General features: G+C 43.2%; 18 protein-coding genes. 10 read left to right on the top strand and 8 right to left on the bottom strand.

Features of this window, described 5'->3' with window-relative positions; genetic code table 11:
* The first annotated feature begins 12 nt into the window (after positions 1-12).
* The 10 genes from D2V05_RS18170 to D2V05_RS18125 all read left to right on the top strand — a co-directional run bounded on the left by D2V05_RS18170 (position 13) and on the right by D2V05_RS18125 (position 10,256).
* A complete protein-coding gene (locus D2V05_RS18170; RefSeq protein WP_119648924.1) occupies positions 13-339 on the top strand; it encodes a DNA-directed RNA polymerase subunit omega in 327 nt (108 codons plus the stop codon).
* Between the two features lie 3 nt (positions 340-342).
* Positions 343-1,548, top strand: coding sequence for a bifunctional phosphopantothenoylcysteine decarboxylase/phosphopantothenate--cysteine ligase CoaBC (gene coaBC / locus D2V05_RS18165; RefSeq protein ID WP_119648923.1), 1,206 nt, complete (start codon positions 343-345; stop codon positions 1,546-1,548).
* Positions 1,541-2,431 carry a type IX secretion system protein PorD gene (gene porD / locus D2V05_RS18160; protein ID WP_119648922.1) on the top strand — a complete coding sequence of 297 codons (891 nt, stop codon included), beginning with the start codon at positions 1,541-1,543 and terminating at the stop codon, positions 2,429-2,431. Before coaBC ends, porD begins: the two co-directional genes overlap by 8 nt.
* Before the next feature lie 46 nt (positions 2,432-2,477).
* Positions 2,478-4,130, top strand: a complete 1,653-nt coding sequence (recN, locus tag D2V05_RS18155; RefSeq protein WP_119648921.1) for a DNA repair protein RecN — start codon at positions 2,478-2,480, stop codon at positions 4,128-4,130.
* Positions 4,131-4,464: 334 nt separating this feature from the next.
* Positions 4,465-5,277 (top strand): enoyl-ACP reductase FabI, encoded by an 813-nt coding sequence (locus tag D2V05_RS18150; protein ID WP_119648920.1) that lies wholly within the window; start codon positions 4,465-4,467, stop codon positions 5,275-5,277.
* Positions 5,278-5,332: 55 nt separating this feature from the next.
* Positions 5,333-6,340 carry a glycosyltransferase family 2 protein gene (locus D2V05_RS18145; RefSeq protein WP_119648919.1) on the top strand — a complete coding sequence of 336 codons (1,008 nt, stop codon included), beginning with the start codon at positions 5,333-5,335 and terminating at the stop codon, positions 6,338-6,340.
* A 2-nt stretch (positions 6,341-6,342) separates the two neighbouring features.
* Positions 6,343-7,296, top strand: coding sequence for a CdaR family protein (locus D2V05_RS18140; protein WP_119648918.1), 954 nt, complete (start codon positions 6,343-6,345; stop codon positions 7,294-7,296).
* Positions 7,293-7,889, top strand: a complete 597-nt coding sequence (gene coaE, locus D2V05_RS18135; RefSeq protein WP_119648917.1) for a dephospho-CoA kinase — start codon at positions 7,293-7,295, stop codon at positions 7,887-7,889. The genes D2V05_RS18140 and coaE overlap by 4 nt, the downstream gene beginning before the upstream one ends.
* A gap of 64 nt (positions 7,890-7,953) precedes the next feature.
* Positions 7,954-9,534, top strand: a complete 1,581-nt coding sequence (locus tag D2V05_RS18130) for a sensor histidine kinase (RefSeq protein WP_119648916.1) — start codon at positions 7,954-7,956, stop codon at positions 9,532-9,534.
* A gap of 8 nt (positions 9,535-9,542) precedes the next feature.
* Positions 9,543-10,256 carry a response regulator transcription factor gene (locus D2V05_RS18125; RefSeq protein WP_119648915.1) on the top strand — a complete coding sequence of 238 codons (714 nt, stop codon included), beginning with the start codon at positions 9,543-9,545 and terminating at the stop codon, positions 10,254-10,256.
* Between the two features lie 86 nt (positions 10,257-10,342).
* Here D2V05_RS18125 and D2V05_RS18120 read toward each other — a convergent pair whose 3' ends face one another.
* The 8 genes from D2V05_RS18120 to D2V05_RS18085 form a co-directional block, all read right to left on the bottom strand.
* On the bottom strand, positions 10,343-10,837 hold the full coding sequence (locus D2V05_RS18120; RefSeq protein ID WP_119648914.1) for a gluconokinase: 495 nt from the start codon (positions 10,835-10,837) through the stop codon (positions 10,343-10,345).
* Positions 10,824-11,753, bottom strand: coding sequence for a tRNA (adenosine(37)-N6)-dimethylallyltransferase MiaA (gene miaA / locus D2V05_RS18115; RefSeq protein WP_119648913.1), 930 nt, complete (start codon positions 11,751-11,753; stop codon positions 10,824-10,826). The genes D2V05_RS18120 and miaA overlap by 14 nt, the downstream gene beginning before the upstream one ends.
* On the bottom strand, positions 11,750-12,598 hold the full coding sequence (locus D2V05_RS18110) for an ion transporter (protein ID WP_119648912.1): 849 nt from the start codon (positions 12,596-12,598) through the stop codon (positions 11,750-11,752). The genes miaA and D2V05_RS18110 overlap by 4 nt, the downstream gene beginning before the upstream one ends.
* Positions 12,595-13,935 carry an exonuclease domain-containing protein gene (locus D2V05_RS18105; protein ID WP_119648911.1) on the bottom strand — a complete coding sequence of 447 codons (1,341 nt, stop codon included), beginning with the start codon at positions 13,933-13,935 and terminating at the stop codon, positions 12,595-12,597. The genes D2V05_RS18110 and D2V05_RS18105 overlap by 4 nt, the downstream gene beginning before the upstream one ends.
* A 17-nt stretch (positions 13,936-13,952) precedes the next feature.
* Complete coding sequence (locus D2V05_RS18100; protein ID WP_119648910.1) at positions 13,953-14,612, bottom strand: YggS family pyridoxal phosphate-dependent enzyme; 660 nt, start codon at positions 14,610-14,612, stop codon at positions 13,953-13,955.
* A 12-nt stretch (positions 14,613-14,624) separates the two neighbouring features.
* Entirely contained in the window at positions 14,625-14,906 is a 282-nt protein-coding gene (locus D2V05_RS18095; protein ID WP_119648909.1) for a hypothetical protein, read from the bottom strand.
* Between the two features lie 18 nt (positions 14,907-14,924).
* Positions 14,925-16,160: a DUF1015 domain-containing protein gene (locus tag D2V05_RS18090; protein WP_119648908.1), complete on the bottom strand. Its 1,236-nt coding sequence runs from the start codon at positions 16,158-16,160 to the stop codon at positions 14,925-14,927.
* Between the two features lie 206 nt (positions 16,161-16,366).
* Positions 16,367-17,254 carry a 3-hydroxybutyryl-CoA dehydrogenase gene (locus D2V05_RS18085; RefSeq protein WP_119648907.1) on the bottom strand — a complete coding sequence of 296 codons (888 nt, stop codon included), beginning with the start codon at positions 17,252-17,254 and terminating at the stop codon, positions 16,367-16,369.
* Between the last annotated feature and the right edge of the window lie 7 nt (positions 17,255-17,261).

The raw sequence follows: 17,261 nt of genomic DNA, 5'->3' as shown, positions 1-17,261 counted from the left end.
AAACAGTTGCATATGCAAGATTTGAAAAATACAAAAGCCCCGGTTTCCACGGTTACCTTGAACAGGAACGAATTTGATGCCAAGACGGGGAACATCTACGAAGCCATCTCCATTACGGCCAAACGTGCCATTCAGATCAATTCCGAGATCAAGAAGGAATTGTTGGAGAAGTTGGAAGAGTTCGCTACTTACAGCGACAGTTTGGAAGAAGTTTTTGAGAACAAGGAACAGATCGAGGTTTCCAAGTTCTACGAAAAATTGCCAAAACCACACGCCTTGGCTGTACAAGAGTGGTTGGAAGACAAAATCTATTACAGAAACACAGAGAAAGACGTCTAAGAGATGCTTGGCGGTAAAAAAATCCTTTTGGGTATTTCCGGGGGAATTGCCGCGTACAAGACCACATTTCTTGTAAGGTTATTGATAAAAGCTGGCGCTCAGGTCAAAGTAGTGATGACCCAGAGCGCCAGCTCTTTTGTATCTCCCCTAACATTGTCCACCCTCTCCAAAAATCCTGTTTTGTTGGATTTTGTAAACGAGGAGGACGGCTCCCTTTCATGGAACAATCATGTGGAATTGGGGCTTTGGGCGGATATCATGCTGGTCGCTCCCGCTACTGCCAACACCCTCTCCAAAATGGCAAACGGGGTGTGTGATAATCTGTTATTGGCCACCTATTTGTCTGCCAAATGCCCGGTCTACTTTGCCCCGGCAATGGATTTGGACATGTACAAACACCCATCTACCAAAAATTCCATTGAAAAACTGCAATCGTACGGTAATGTGATGATTCCTGCTGAATCAGGGGAACTTGCCAGTGGCTTGCATGGGGAAGGGCGTATGGCCGAGCCTGAAAATATCGTTCAGTTTATTGAAAAACATTTGGCCGAAGGACTTCCTTTAAGTGGAAAAAAAGTACTCATTACGGCAGGACCAACACATGAAGCCATTGATCCTGTTCGGTTTTTAGGGAACAAATCCACAGGAGCCATGGGTTTTGAATTGGCCCAAAAAGCGGCTGATATAGGAGCGGAAGTTGTATTGGTTTCTGGCCCGACCCATCTATCCATAACACATTCTGGCATTCAATTGGTTCGGGTGACATCTGCCCAAGAAATGTATGAAGCCTGTCATAAGGTATATCCAGATATGGACGTTGCCATTTGTGCGGCAGCTGTGGCAGATTACCGGCCTAAGCACGTGGCCAGTGAAAAAATCAAGAAGAAGGAAGGGGATATGCATTTAGAACTGGAACGCAATCCCGACATCCTTTTATCCTTGGGAGAACACAAGAAACACCAGTTTTTGGTGGGATTTGCCTTGGAGACCCAAAACGAGCTGGAAAACGCCAAAGACAAGCTCGAACGGAAGCATTTGGATGCCATTGTACTCAATTCACTGAAAGATGATGGGGCAGGTTTTGGCGGTACTACCAATAAAATCACCTTCATTGATAAGAATTTAGAGATTAAAACGTTTGGTTTGAAGACGAAGCCCGAAGTGGCCTCGGATATTTGGGAAGAAATTATCTCCAGAATCCATGCGTAACGTACTGATTTTCATTTTTTTTCTTGCAATTACAACGGTGGTTCCCGCCCAGGAACTGAATTGTACCATTACCGTGAACTCTGATCAGGTAGGGCAGACCAATCAGCAGATTTTTAGGACTTTGGAGCGTTCGTTAAATGACTTTGTCAACAAGAATAAGTGGACCAATCGGGTCTATCGGGAGAATGAAAAGGTGAATGCGCGGATGTTCATCACAGTGACCCAGTATGAATCCGACCGGTTTGAGGCCAACATCCAAATACAGTCCACACGTCCTGTTTTCAACACCACTTACGAAAGTCCTGTTTTCAATTATAAGGATGACGCCTTCAATTTTCAATACCAAGAGTTTCAACCTTTGGTATACAACCCCAATTCATTCGATTCCAACTTGGTTGCAGTGGTTTCCTATTATGTGTATGTAATCTTGGGGTTGGATGCGGATACGTTTTCTCTGGAAGGTGGCAACGATTTTTACCGAACGGCACAGAGTATTGTTACCCAAGCCCAAAGTTCCAACTACAGTGGTTGGAGCCAAGAGACTGGGACGCGTAGCCGATTTGAATTGATTGATAACCTCTTGAGCAATTCGTTTCGGGAATATCGTGTGGCTATGTATAATTATCATCGAAAAGGGTTGGATTTACTGGCTGACAACAATAGCACAGGGAAGCAGATCATTGCAGGGAGTCTCCGTTTGTTCGAGACCTTGATCAAGCGTAGGCCCAATGCCTTCTTGATCCAGACTTTTTTCGATGCCAAATCCGAGGAAATACAGAATATCTTCTCCGATGGTCCAAAGATAGACATCGTCAAACTCAAGGAAACCCTGAACAAGGTGGCCCCATTTTATTCCACAACGTGGAATGAGATAAATTACTAGTGCATTTCTACAAAAGAGATTTATCTTTACGGTAAAATCTTCAGAATTGCTGGCAAATCTTTCCATTCAAAATTATGCACTGATTGATGATGTGAGCGTTGCATTCACCAACGGTTTTACTACTATTACAGGTGAAACTGGAGCGGGGAAATCCATCCTTTTAGGTGGTCTTTCCTTGGTTTTGGGGAAACGAGCCGATCTCTCATCCCTCAAAAATGAGGAACAAAAATGCGTGATCGAGGCGGAATTCGACATTTCAAAATATCAGTTACAGCAGTTCTTTATCGATAACGACCTGGACTATGAGGACAGGACCATTCTACGCAGGGAAATCCTGCCCAGCGGCAAATCCAGGGCTTTTGTAAACGATTCCCCTGTAACTTTGGATGTATTGAAGGAATTGGGGGAGCAGTTAGTGGATGTGCATTCGCAACACCAGACCCTTAGGCTTACCGAAAACGATTTTCAGATGAAGGTGGTGGATGCCTTGGCCAATAATGCTGAAAACCTTGAAGCGTATCAGCAGCAGTTATCCCAATTACGGAAGGCCTCCAAAGAACTTCAGGAGTTGGAGACTTTTCAGTCCAACGCCGATAAAGAACATGATTACAACAGTTTTTTATTGGAGGAACTGGAAGCTGCCAAGTTGAAGGAAGGCATGCAGGAAGCATTGGAGGCAGAATACGAGCAATTGAGCAATGTGGAGCAGATCATGGAGCAATTGTCCGCTGGGTATCAATTGATGAATGATGAACAATTGGGCCTTCTGGGTAGGCTCGGCGACTTGAAACGTGCTTTTCAAAGTCTTTCGGAATATGGTCCCGCATACAAGGCTTTGAGTGATCGGATTCAGTCGGTACTCATTGAAATGGATGATGTAGCCTCCGAGATTGAGCAGATGAAGGATTCTGTTGAAGCGAATCCGGAACGCTTGGAAGTGGTAAACGGGCAACTACAACAATTGTATGACCTTCAGAAAAAACATCATACTGACTCTGTAGCGGATTTGATTGCTATACGAGAGGAACTTGCGGTCAAGGTTGAGGCCGTGGCCAACATCGAGTCCAAAATCCAACAAAAGAAAAAAGAGGTTGCCCAAATGACCACCAAGGTCGATGCTTGTGCCAATACAATCCACAAGGCCCGCAAGGCGGTCATTCCAAAATTGAAAGGAATGTTGGAAGAAAATCTAGCTATATTGGGGATGCCTTCAGCTAGTTTTAAGATTGAAGTAAATCCATCCAACTCCTTTAAAATCAATGGAAAGGATGATCTGCTATTTCTATTTGCCGCCAATAAGGGTTCCAGCTATGGAGAACTCAAAAAAGTAGCGTCAGGAGGAGAGTTATCGCGTATTATGTTGATTATCAAATCTATATTGGCGCAATACGAAAACTTGCCCACTATGATGTTCGATGAGATCGATACCGGGGTTTCTGGTGAGATATCGAACCGAATGGGGGAAATCATGCAGCAAATGAGCAGTACCATGCAAGTGTTTTCCATTACGCATTTGCCCCAAGTGGCTTCCAAAGGACAATACCAATACAAGGTTTACAAGGAAGAAAGTGCTTCAGGAACCAGCACCCATATCAAACAACTCAGTTCAGAAGAACGTATTAGGGAATTGGCGGAGATGTTGGGCGGCAAATCCCTTTCTGAATCCGCTTTGGCCCACGCCCGTGAGCTTTTACAGTAATACTTCACCTTCCGTGCGTTGCGGTCATTTCTAAATGAAACACAAAACGTTGATTGAGAGTTTTTGGATTCTTCGCTGCGCTCAGAATGACTAACAGCTACTTTATAAATTGTTCTATGGAATTAGGTATAACTTATTGATATACAAATTTATAGTGACATTCGAACCAATTTGTGCAATTCGTGTCGGTAAGTAGGAAAGAGATTCTTCGCTGCGCTCAGAATGACCCGACTGCAGACCAGGTCAATATCTTCTGAATCTATACTGCTAGGGATGATTAACATTCGAAATAGTTTAAATATCTTTGTCCTGCAATCAACAATTGATAGAAAATATGGCATACAATCTCTTAAAAGGTAAAAAAGGAATCATTTTTGGGGCTTTGGATGAAAATTCCATCGCATGGAAAACAGCAGAACGCGTTCATGAAGAAGGTGGTACGTTTGTACTGACCAATGCTCCGATAGCCATGCGTATGGGGCAGATCAAGGATTTGGCAAGTAAGACCAATTCAGAGATCATTCCTGCCGATGCCACCAACGAAGAAGATTTGAAGAACCTAGTGGAGCAATCCATGGAGATTTTAGGCGGGAAGTTGGACTTTGTCCTTCATTCCATTGGAATGTCCGTAAACGTGAGAAAGGGTAGGGCCTACACCGATGAGAATTACGATTTTACTGCAAAAGGTTGGGATGTGTCTGCACTTTCCTTCCATAAAGTGATGCAGACGCTTTATAAATCTGATGCCATGAGCGAATGGGGCAGTATTGTAGCCCTTACTTATATGGCAGCACAAAGGACCTTTCCTGATTACAATGATATGGCCGATAACAAGGCGTATTTGGAGTCTGTGGCCAGGAGTTTTGGGTATTTCTTCGGAAAGGAGAAAAAAGTACGGGTGAACACCATCTCCCAATCACCGACCCCAACCACTGCCGGGCAAGGCGTAAAGGGATTTGATGGGTTCATCAACTATGCCGAAAAAATGTCGCCATTGGGCAACGCCACGGCTGATGACTGTGCCAATTACACAGTTTCACTTTTCTCGGACCTGACCAAAAAAGTGACCATGCAGAACCTGTTCCACGATGGTGGGTTCTCCAACACTGGGGTGAGCCAAGAGGTAATCGATGAATTTTCAAAGTAAACAATAAAGATAGTCTGGGAAGCCATCCTTTTTAGGGATGGCTTTTCTATTTCATATGGATGTATTCTTTTCCATAGTGGTTCCGGTGTACAACAGGCCCGAAGAGGTTCGGGAATTGTTGCAAAGTCTTGCACAACAGGATTTTGAAAAGGATTTTGAGGTGGTGATCGTTGAGGATGGCTCTTCGGAGAGCTCTGAGGACATAGTTGAGACCTTTAAAGGAGGACTGCAGATATCCTATTATTTCAAGGAGAATTCCGGCCCCGGTGATTCCCGAAATTTCGGGATGCAGAATGCCAAAGGCAACTATTTCATCATTTTGGATTCCGACTGCATCCTACCAAAACAATACCTTTCTGAAGTCGATAAAGAACTGAAAGCGAACTATGTGCATTGTTTTGGCGGTCCTGATGCGGCAGATGCTTCCTTCACATTAGTACAGAAGGCCATCAACTATGTGATGACATCCTTTTTCACTACAGGTGGGATACGTGGTGGGAAAAAATCAGTAGGCAAGTTCCAACCCCGTAGTTTCAATATGGGGATTTCCAAGGAAGCTTTTCAAAAAGTGGGTGGTTATGGAAGAATCCACCCAGGGGAAGACCCCGACCTTACCTTTCGCATTTGGAAGGCCGGTTTCGAGACCAGATTGTTCGCAAAGGCCTATGTGTACCACAAACGGCGGATAGACTGGAACAAGTTTTACATCCAAGTGAACAAATTTGGGATGGTACGCCCCATCTTGAACAAATGGCATCCGGGCACCGCAAGGTTGACCTATTGGTTCCCGACCCTCTTTATGATAGGGCTGGTAGTTGCTTTGATGATGTCCATTTTCGGATTTGTAATCCCAATTGTTCTGTACGGGATATATTTTCTGGTACTGTTTTTGGACGCTTTACTTCGGGAAGGAAACATAAAAGTGGCGTTATGGGCACTTTATGCGACTATCATCCAATTCATGGGATATGGAATTGGTTTTTTCAAGTCCACAATGTTGCTTAATTTTAGTAACAAGGATCCGGAAGAGCTGTTTCCCAAACTGTTTTTCAAGAAAAGGTAAAAGTGTTCAAAAAAGTATTGCAAGGTCTCAACCAGAAAAAGGTGAAAATATTTTCACTCTTCTTGCTGTGCTCTTTTTTAGCTTGGTTCATCAGCAATCTTTCCGAAACCTACGAGTCAAGGTCCGATTTTGTACTGAACTACAGGAATTTACCTGATACCTTGTTATTGGGCAAGAACTCTGACGAGCACTTGGAAGTGAAGCTCAGAACCAGTGGATTCCAATTTTTGTACTACAATTTTTTTAAAAAACGGATTGACATCAATGTATCCCAAGCCAACTATCAGAATGGAAGGTATGTGCTATCGGAAGACAATTTAAAAAGGCAGATAGACCAGCAACTGTCCCAAAACATTTCATTGTTGGACGTGGACCAAAACCAATTGGTATTGGATCTCTATCAAGTAGCAAGCAAGAAAATACCGATTGTGCCGAATATGGACCTGCAATTGGAACAGAACTACATTTTGGACGGAAAGGTGATTATGGTTCCGGACTCGGTGACGGTGAAGGGACCCGGCAGTGAAATAGATACCATCAAGGAAATCATGACAGCTCCTATTCGCTTGGTCAACGTTTCGGATAGCTTTGAAAGGGAGGCATCGCTGGTTTTTCCAAAAGGGTTGGAGAATAGCGTGTTTTCCGATGCCAGGGTATCGGTCTCAGGAAAGGTGGCCAAGTTTTCAGAAAAGGTGTTCGATGTCCCAGTACAGGTGCTCAATATTCCGGACGGATATCAAGTGAAGACATTCCCAAGTTCCATAACGGTACTCTGCAAGGCCAGTATCGACCGTCTAAAGAATATTTCGGCTTCCGATTTTAATGTTGAGGCCGATTATGCAAAATCCAAAGGATCCAACAACACTCTTTTTTTGGTCATTTCAAAACGTCCTGAAAATGTGTATGATGTTCGGTTGCAGGAAAACAGTGTGAACTTTGTTTTGGAACAGCAATGATGATCGTGGGGCTCACAGGAGGTATTGGCAGCGGGAAAAGCACAGTGGCCAAAATGTTCAGGAAACTCGGGGTGCCCGTGTATGATTCCGATCACGAGGCCAAGGTATTGATGGTAACTTCTCCGAAGGTCAGAGATGGTCTTATTAAGCTTTTTGGAGAAGAGATTTATGACGATGAAGGGAATTTGAACCGAAAGTTTATTGCCGATAAAGTTTTCAAGGATGCTGCATTGCTACAAAAGCTGAATGCCATTGTGCATCCTACGGTAAGGGAACATTTTTTGGAATGGGCGGCTGGTCACTCTACTCCATACGTAATCCAGGAGACAGCACTGATCTTTGAAAACAATGCCCAGGACAAATATGATCAAACCATCTTGGTGACTGCCCCGATGGAGGCGCGTGCCCATCGTGTAATGGAGAGGGATGGTGTGGATAGGGAAGCGGTTTTGGACCGCATGCGAAATCAAATGACAGATGATGAAAAGGCGGGTTTGGCCCATTTTCGTATAGAGAACATCGATTTGAAAACTACCAAGAACAAGGTTAAACAACTTCACGCCAAACTGTTGGCCCTTGCCGCCAAATTTTAACATTTTTGTTAAGGTTAGGTTAAACGGTAAAAGGCCTAAATGTTAAATTTTTAATTTTGACGCAATGAACAAGAAGCTATTCGTTCTTCTAGTCATTCTCATGAGCTTATCCCTGATCGGGATAATTTTCGTTCAGGTTTACTGGATCAGGACATCCATAAACGACAAAGAAGAACAATTTTCAAGGACGGTCACGGACATTTTGGATAAGGTGGCCAATAGGGTGGAGATGATGGAGATGAAGGAGGTGTCCGACCTTATTGCTTCTCAGTTAGATTCCATTGGGCCGCCAACAAGTAGTCAGTATAGACAAATTCTGTTTGTGGATCAGGATTTGAACTCCGATGAGATTCTTTTTTATTCTCATGGAATATTTGAGGAAGACTACAACATAACATCAACGATCTTTGATAACACGGACGGGGAAGATACCACAACGCTAAAAAAGTATACGAGTAAGCGGACCAAGGCCGTATACAAAAAAGAAACCGGTCTTGATGGAAAAACCTATGGTTTAACTCCATTACAGAAATACAAGAAAATAGGAAACCTGAACAGTGTGGAACGGGCCGCCATGGAAGATGTGCTCAGGGAATATGCTAAAACCACTCCGATCCATAAGCGGGTATCCAAACAGGAATTGGAGCTGTTGTTGAGCCAGGAACTCCAGAACAGGAACATTGATATTGACTATGAATATGGAGTATATAGCCAAGGCTATCCCACCAAGATCAGGTCTAACAAGTTCAAGTTCACGGGTACTAAAATGTATAGAGCCCCAATCTTCAAGGATAGTGAGGGCCAGACCAATTTTTCATTGTTGTTGACCTTCCCGACCATGAAAAAATACATATTCAGGTCGATCATGGGTATGGCCTTTTTGTCCTTGATGTTCATTTTGATCATCATGTTGGCCTATTCCAGTGCCATCTATCAGTTGATAAGACAAAAGCAGATTTCGGAAATCAAATCGGATTTTATCAACAACATGACCCATGAGTTCAAGACGCCTATTGCCACAATCAATCTGGCGGTAGAGGCCATACGTAATCCGAAGTCCATTGAGGATAAGGAAAAAGTATTAAGGTATCTGGGAATGATTCGGGACGAGAACAAACGCATGCATGCCCAAGTGGAAAATGTTTTAAGGATATCGAAACTGGAGAAAAACCAATTGGATATCAGAAAGGATAGGGTAGACATGCATGACATTATCAGTGATGCCATTGCGCATGTGGAGTTGATCGTACAGGACAGGGGGGGGTATGTGAATGCCCATTTGGATGCCGAAAGGTCAGAAATTTTGGCAAATGACATGCACATGACCAATGTGGTGGTGAACATTTTGGACAATGCTATAAAATATTCACCTGAACCCCCAAAAATAGACGTGTTCACCGAAGTGGTGAAAAATAACATCATTATAAAGATTCAGGACCAAGGAGCCGGCATGAGTAAGGCGGTATTGAAAAAAGTATTTGAAAAATTTTACCGGGAACATACCGGAGACGTTCATAATGTAAAGGGCCACGGATTGGGATTGGCCTACGTAAAACGAATTATTGATGATCATCAAGGAGAGGTTTATGCGGAAAGCGAAAAAGGTAAAGGAAGTACCTTCTTCATAAAGCTCCCTTTAATTTAAAACAAACTATGGAAACAGAAAAAAAGAAGATACTACTGGTGGAGGACGACCCCAATTTTGGGATTGTGCTCAAGGATTATTTGGCCATGAACGATTTTGATGTGGTTTTGGCCAAAAACGGAATGGAAGGATTTGAAAAGTTCAAGAAGGACAACTTCGATGTCTGCATCTTGGATGTCATGATGCCCTATAAGGATGGGTTTACCCTTGCAAAGGAAATCCGAGAGAAGAACGAGAACGTTCCGATTATTTTCCTTACCGCCAAGACCATGAAAGAAGATGTATTGAAAGGATATAAGGCAGGTGCCGATGATTATCTCAACAAACCTTTTGATTCCGAAGTGCTGTTGATGAAATTGAAGGCCATCCTACAAAGAAAGGCAACCGGTTCCTTGGCCGATAGCAAGCAGTTTGAGTTCCAAATCGGTCATTTTCATTTGAACTCCAAGCTACGCTTCCTTAAGTTCAATGACGAGGAACCTATAAAACTTTCTCCAAAAGAGAATGAACTTTTGCGTTTGTTGGCGTTGCACGAAAATGATTTGATGCCAAGGGAATTGGCGCTGACCAAAATCTGGAGGGATGATAATTACTTCACTTCCAGAAGTATGGATGTGTATATTGCCAAATTGAGAAAGTATCTGAAAAGAGACGATTCCGTGGAAATCCTTAACATTCACGGGGAAGGATTCCGATTAGTGGTCAAGGCAGAAAACCAATGATCATATCATGAATCATAAAAATAAAAAGCCACCTTTAGGGGGCTTTTTTATGTTCTTCAGTGAAATAATTCCGTTAGGAATGGCCGTTATTTCAGTTGTTTTAGAACCTCTTTCACGATTTTAACAGGCTTGTCCTCCACGGAAACTTTGATTTCCTTTGTGGGGGGCTCCAAGGTGTCGAACTGGGATTGCAACAAGTTGGGCGGCATAAAATGCCCCTTTCTTTGTTGTAATCTCGATTGGATCAAATCAAAGGACCCTTCTAAATATACAAAGGCCATACAGTTGCCCATACCTGCGCGCAAAAGGCTTCTATAATTCTTTTTGAGGGCCGAGCAAGCAATGATGGCACCAGTATGTCGGTGTTCCAAGGCGAGTTGGTTCAGTTTGATAAGCCATTCCCTTCGGTCTTCATCGTCCAAAGGTTGGCCGGAACTCATTTTTTTGATGTTTTCCTTGGGATGGAAATTGTCTCCATCAAAAAAAGGACGTCCCAGTTCCTTGGCTAGTAATTTTCCTATTTCGGTTTTACCGCAACCACTCACCCCCATGACGACCAATACATTCTTACCGTTGGGCATGGTCCATGGATTTAAGTCGGTTGTTGATCAGTTCAATCATTTTATCAGGTTCAAGATTATAGGGTATCCACAAAATGCTTTCATTCTTCCGCAACCAGGTCAGCTGGCGTTTTGCAAACCGTCTGGTGTTCTTTTTGATTTCAGAAATGGCATGTTCCAGTGGACAATGGCCGTCAAGATATTCAAAAAGTTCTTTGTAGCCAACCGTTTGCAATGCATTCAGATGTTTGTGGGCATGTAATTTTTTGGCTTCTTCCAATAGACCGTATTCCATCATCAGGTCCACACGGGCATTTATTCGGGAATAAATCACTTCCCGAGGGGCATCCAAGCCAATGTAAAGGGTCTTGAACGATCTTTTGGGCTTCTGTTGGTCAAGAAACGAGGAATAAGGTTTTTTTGCGGCAATGGAGACCTCAAGTGCCCTAATGAGCCTATGGGGATTCTCCAGATCTACAATTTTGTAATATTCTGGGTCATGGATTTTAAGTTCGTTTTGAAGGGATTCCAGTCCCTCTTCCTCTAGACGTTGGTTGAGGTTTTCACGGATTATCGGGTCAACCTCGGGGAATTCATCCAAACCGGAGACCACTGCATCCACATATAGCCCACTGCCGCCTACCATAACGACAATGTCTTGGTTTTTAAAAAGTTCCTCCAAAAATGAAATAGCTTCTTTTTCGAAATCGCCAACGGAGTAAGGGTCGAATATGCTTTTGTGTTGAATAAAATGATGGGGAACGGCCTGAAGTTCTTCTTTTGATGGCACAGCGGTCCCGATTTCCATTTCCTTGAAGAACTGGCGCGAATCCGCGGAGACAATTTCGGTTTTATAATGTTGGGCCAGCAAAATACCCAAAGCGGTTTTTCCAATGGCTGTGGGCCCAACAACCGTTAATAAGACTTTTGAGCTCATAATGGATGTCCGCAATTATAACAGTGGGTGGCATCATCCCTATGGCCTTCCGCAGAACAATTGGGACAGGCTTGGGTGTTTACATGTACCATATGTCCTTCATCGTTCTTTACTCCATCTTTCTTGCTCCTAGTAAATTCCGCAGTAACAATACCGGTCGGTACCGCGATGATACCATAACCCAAGATCATGATCACGGTAGCCAAAAACTGTCCCAAATTGGTTTGTGGTGCAATGTCCCCATAGCCGACGGTGGTTAGGGTCACGATGGTCCAATAGATGCTTCTGGGGATGCTTGTAAAGCCAGATTCCTCACCTTCCACCATGTACATTAGGGTTCCGAAGATAACGGAAAGGATGAGCACCACATAGATAAAAACGGCAATTTTGGTTCGACTGGCCTTTAATGCTGCCTGAAGTTGCGAAGCTTCTCCAATGAATTTGACCAATTTTAAAATCCTGAAAATCCTAAGCAATCGAAATGCCCTTACCGCCAACAATACTTGTGAGCCAGCAAAAATATAAGAAAGATATAGTGGTATGGTAGAAAGAAAATCGATGATACCATAAAAGCTTAGGGCATATCTCCAAGGTTTTTTGATACTGATCAACCGTGCGATGTATTCCAGGGAGAATAGAATGGTCACGATCCATTCCAGGGTTAAGAGCGTGTCATAATATTGGTCATCAAATCCCTTGATACTTTCCATCATGACCAATATCACGCTGAAAACGATCAGCACAAAGAGAAGGATGTCAAAAAGTTTGCCTGCAGGGGTGTCCGCTTCATAAATCACTTCATGAAGTTTGCTTTTCCATCTGGACTGTTCTTTTTGGTTTGTCAAATTGAAGTGGTTAGGGGTATAGTCTTTAATCTATTGTTTTTTCTTAGATAGGATTCTATGATGAATGTGGTATTGTCATCGCTCGGCATCGGTGTCATGATGGATTCCAAGATATGAATATTATTGATTTGATGGTTGAGTTCTACATATCCAAATCCTTGAAGCTTACCGTTTTTGATCAGAATAAAACTTCGTTCCCCAGTGACCCTGCCTCGATCCAAAAGAGCAATATCTTTGCCTTGAATGCTGTACTTTTCATAAGCGGTGAGTACTTTGTCATTGCAATCGGCCACATTGGTTTCCGCATCGTCCTGTTGCATGCAAATAGCATCCAGATCCAGGGAGCAGGGACATAGTCCAAACTCCGTCTGGATTTTGCCTAAAAAACTCCGGGCAGCAGTGATTCCATTAAAAGTAATGGCTTTATTTTTGATCATTCTGCTACTCTCCACCTCCAAAATGATGTGCTCCGTACCGTTCTGGCTAAAGTCCACAGTGTGCGAGAATAATTTCTTTTTGGTGACTTGGTTGTACTTGGGATTATTTTTCTTTTGCTCCAAATAGGCCTTTAGAATGGCTATCAACTCACTTCCAGTGGGTTCATAAGAAACCTTTTTGGTCTCTTTTTGAAGCTTTCGTGCCAACTTGCCAATATTGGTAAAATGTTGGTTCACACGACTTTTGATGTCCTTGGTCTTACCCAGGAAAATGATGTCCCCGTCCTTGTCGTGCATGTAGTAGACACCTGTTTCCGAAGGAAGTTTGAACACCATGTCCAATTGGTTGGGTGAAAGTTCCCCATGAGTTTCTTCCCGTATGACCTCGGTCATGATTTTTTTATCCGTGTCCTTGTTCAGCAACAATTTGAACAATTTCAACGTAGCCAAGGCATCCCCGTTGGCGCGATGTCTATCGCTCATGGGAATTCCCAAAGATCGGGCCAGCTTGCCCAAACTGTGCGATTCCGCATCCGGGATCAATTGCTTGGAAAGATCGACCGTGCAAAGTGTTTTTCTTTGGTAATCGTAGCCCAATCGCCTGAATTCGGTCCTTAGGATCCTGTAATCAAATTGGGCGTTGTGCGCCACAATAACGGTCCCTTCGGTGATTTCCACAATACGTTTGGCCACTTCGTGGAACTTGGGGGCGGAGCGCAACATTTTATTGTTGATACCCGTTAGTTTGGCCACAAAAGGCTGGATTTCCCGCTCAGGATTGATCAAGCAGATAAATTGATCCACTACCTGATGGCCATCAAAACGGTGGATGGCAATTTCCATGATGCCTTCTTCATTGTATTTTCCTCCCGTGCTTTCAATATCCAGTATGGCGTACATGAAATCCTTTGGTTGTTTTACGAATAGTTCCTAGACCCAAATATACTACTTCCAATGCGCACCATGGTGCTGCCTTCTTCAATGGCGAGTTGATAATCCCCGCTCATACCCATGGAAAGAATGGAAATTCCGGGCAGTTTTTGTTTTAAATTTTCAAAAATGGACTTGAGATGCGCAAACTCCTTTCTAATTTGGACCTCATCCGAAGTGAAAGTGGCCATGCCCATGAGCCCCACAACTTTTATATTTTCCATTGTTTGAAATTCATCTGAGGCGATGAGTTCATTCAATTCCTGCTCATCCAACCCAAATTTGGTGTCCTCCTCGGCAATATGCATTTGCAGCAGACAGGGAATCACGCGTCCGTATTTCTGCGCCTGCTTATCAATTTCGATTAAAAGCTTAAGACTATCCACACCATGGATCAACGACACAAATTCGGCCATGTATTTCACTTTGTTACGCTGCAAGTGTCCGATCATGTGCCATTCGATGTCCTTGGGCAGGAGTTCCCATTTCCCCACCATTTCTTGGACTTTGTTCTCCCCGAACACCCGTTGGCCCGCTTCGTATGCTTCCAAAAGAGCTTCTTTGGGCTTGGTTTTGGAAACAGCAACCAAAACGACCCCCTCTGGAATTTCGGCTAGGATACTTTTAATATTATTGACAATACTCATTATAATTCAAATTTAATAAACCCAATTTGCAAACATGCTAAAGAGTTCACCGGTAGTTTTCCATCCTTGAATAAGGGCCAATTCATTGTACAAAAATTGAAGCCCGACAAATAAAAATGCTATAGCAGGAATCCTCAACTTCCAAATTTGTCCACTATCGTGTTGTCGCAAATGCCAAGGTGCATTGTCAATTTGCCATTCCTCTTTTCTTTTCTTAAAATCCACAATGGTTCCCCAGTACAGTAAAGCTCCGGTAATTGTAAAAAATATACCAAGAATTAGTTCCTTTTTCATGTCAGATAGATTGAAAACTTACAATTCGTAAATAGTTAATCCGCTACGCAATTTTGGCTCAATATAGGTACTTTTTGGAGGCATAGTCAATCCTGCATTGGCAATCGCCTTGATTTCATCCACCGTTGTGGGGGACAAACTGAACCCGACAACAAATTCACCACGGTCCACACGATCCTTCATTTGCATGAGGTTGTGTTTTCCATAACCATAGGCAATCCGCTTGTCGTTCCGTAAATCCGTAATATTCAAAATAGGCTCCAATATGGTCTTGAACAGGATTTGTGTGTCCAATTGACTCAGGGCATCTGTGAATTTGTAATTGGTCATCCGTAGATGAAGTAAATAGAACTCGCCTTCCAAATACATACTAAATTCATGCTTTTTGGAAGGTTTGTACAGTCCATCCTCCCGTTTTTCTATCCTGAAATGCTCATCCAGTCTGATTAAGAATTCTTCCTTGCTTAACCCGTTCAAATCCTTCACCATACGGTTGAACTCGTAAATTTTGATCTGCGATTCAGGAATCAAATATGCCATGAAATAATTATATGGCTCGGTTCCGGTATGTTTAGGATTTTCATTTTGAAGTTGTTCCGCCAGCAAATGGCTTGAGGCACTACGGTGGTGACCGTCCGCAATATAAAGGGCATCCAGTCCATTAAAAGCGTTTTGGAGTTTTTCAATCCCTTCGGGGTAAGAAATTTTCCAGAGTTTGTGGTTGACTTTGTCCGTGGTGGTAAAATCGTACTCGGGTTCCCGTTGGATTTTTTTCTGAAAGATTTCATCCACAGTGGGATTATCAGGATACGTCATCAAGACAGGTTCGGCATTAAATCCTACGGAATAGAGATAATCCGCAAACAATTCTTCCCGATGATGAAGGGTATCCTCATGCTTTTTGATGACATCGTTCCGATAATCCTCCACGCTACAGGCACAGAAAAAACCAAGACTTTTAAAGTCACCTTTTTCAATCTGGTAAAGGTAAAAACTCGGTTCTTTATCCTTCAGGAAGACATTTTCCTCCAAAAATTCAAGATAACGGTTCCGGACCAAGTGAAAACGTTCTTTTCCCGTGATATGCTTTTCAAACTTAAACCCGGGATTGATGATATGGAGAAACGAAAACGGATTGAACTGCAGCACCGCCTGCAACTCCTCCGGACCGTATTCCTCATATGATCGGGATGCCACAAAGAAGGCCTTGTCCTTGGTAGGGCGTATGGCCTTGAAAGGTTTTACGATGGCCATGAAATTTTCATTTGGTTTAGGTAATCATCCAACAATTTGGTGCTGTTATTTTTCAACATATAAGAATCCCATGTCATTTCGAACAAAGTGAGAAATCTCATTTCAATTTATTCGGCTTGAGATTCCTCGTCGCATTGCTCTGTCGGAATGACGGCCAAACTCAATATGGAAGTTTTTAAATGCAAGAGATTTAAATTGTTAGATGTTTATTTAAACTGTGCCGAAACCTTTTCCGCTTTCTTGGATTCGGAATAATCGTAAAAACCTTCCCCTGATTTCACACCCAATTTACCGGCCATTACCATGTTCACCAGCAAGGGGCAAGGGGCATATTTAGGATTTTTGAAACCATCGTACATCACATTCAAAATGGAAAGGCAAATATCTAAACCGATAAAATCGGCCAATTGTAACGGTCCCATGGGGTGGGCCATGCCGAGTTTCATCACGGTGTCGATTTCAGCTACGCCGGCCACTCTGTTGTATAGCGTTTCAATGGCTTCGTTGATCATCGGCATCAAGATGCGATTGGCCACAAAACCAGGGTAATCGTTCACCTCGGTTGGGGTTTTGCCCAATTTTTCCGAAAGTTCCATGATGGTTTTGGTCACTTCGTCCGAAGTGCTGTAACCACGGATGATCTCCACCAATTTCATGATGGGAACCGGGTTCATGAAGTGCATACCGATGACCTTGTCCGGACGTTGGGTCACGGAGGCAATCTGCGTGATGGAAATGGAGGAAGTGTTGCTGGCCAATAGGGTCTGTGGCTGGCACATTTCATCCAAATCCTTGAAAATCTTGAGTTTGATGTCCAGATTTTCGGTGGCGGCCTCTACCACAAGGTCTGCTTCCGAAACGCCGTCCATGATGTGGGTAAAGGTTGAAATATTGGCCAATATGGCTGTTTTGTCAGACTCTTTGATGGATTCCTTAGCCACCATGCGATCCAAGTTTTTGGCAATGGTTGCCAATCCACGTTCCAAGGATGCCTGCGAAATATCGATAAGGTTAACATTGAAGCCACTTTGCGCAAAAACGTGGGCAATACCGTTGCCCATGGTCCCTGCACCTATTACCGCTATTTTTTTCATGGAAATG

The sequence above is a fragment of the Flagellimonas pelagia genome (assembly GCF_003584135.1).
Taxonomy (GTDB): Bacteria; Bacteroidota; Bacteroidia; order Flavobacteriales; family Flavobacteriaceae; genus Flagellimonas; species Flagellimonas pelagia.
The sequence above is the reverse complement of the archived record's forward strand: the minus strand, read 5'-3'. Positions and strand labels throughout refer to the sequence as shown.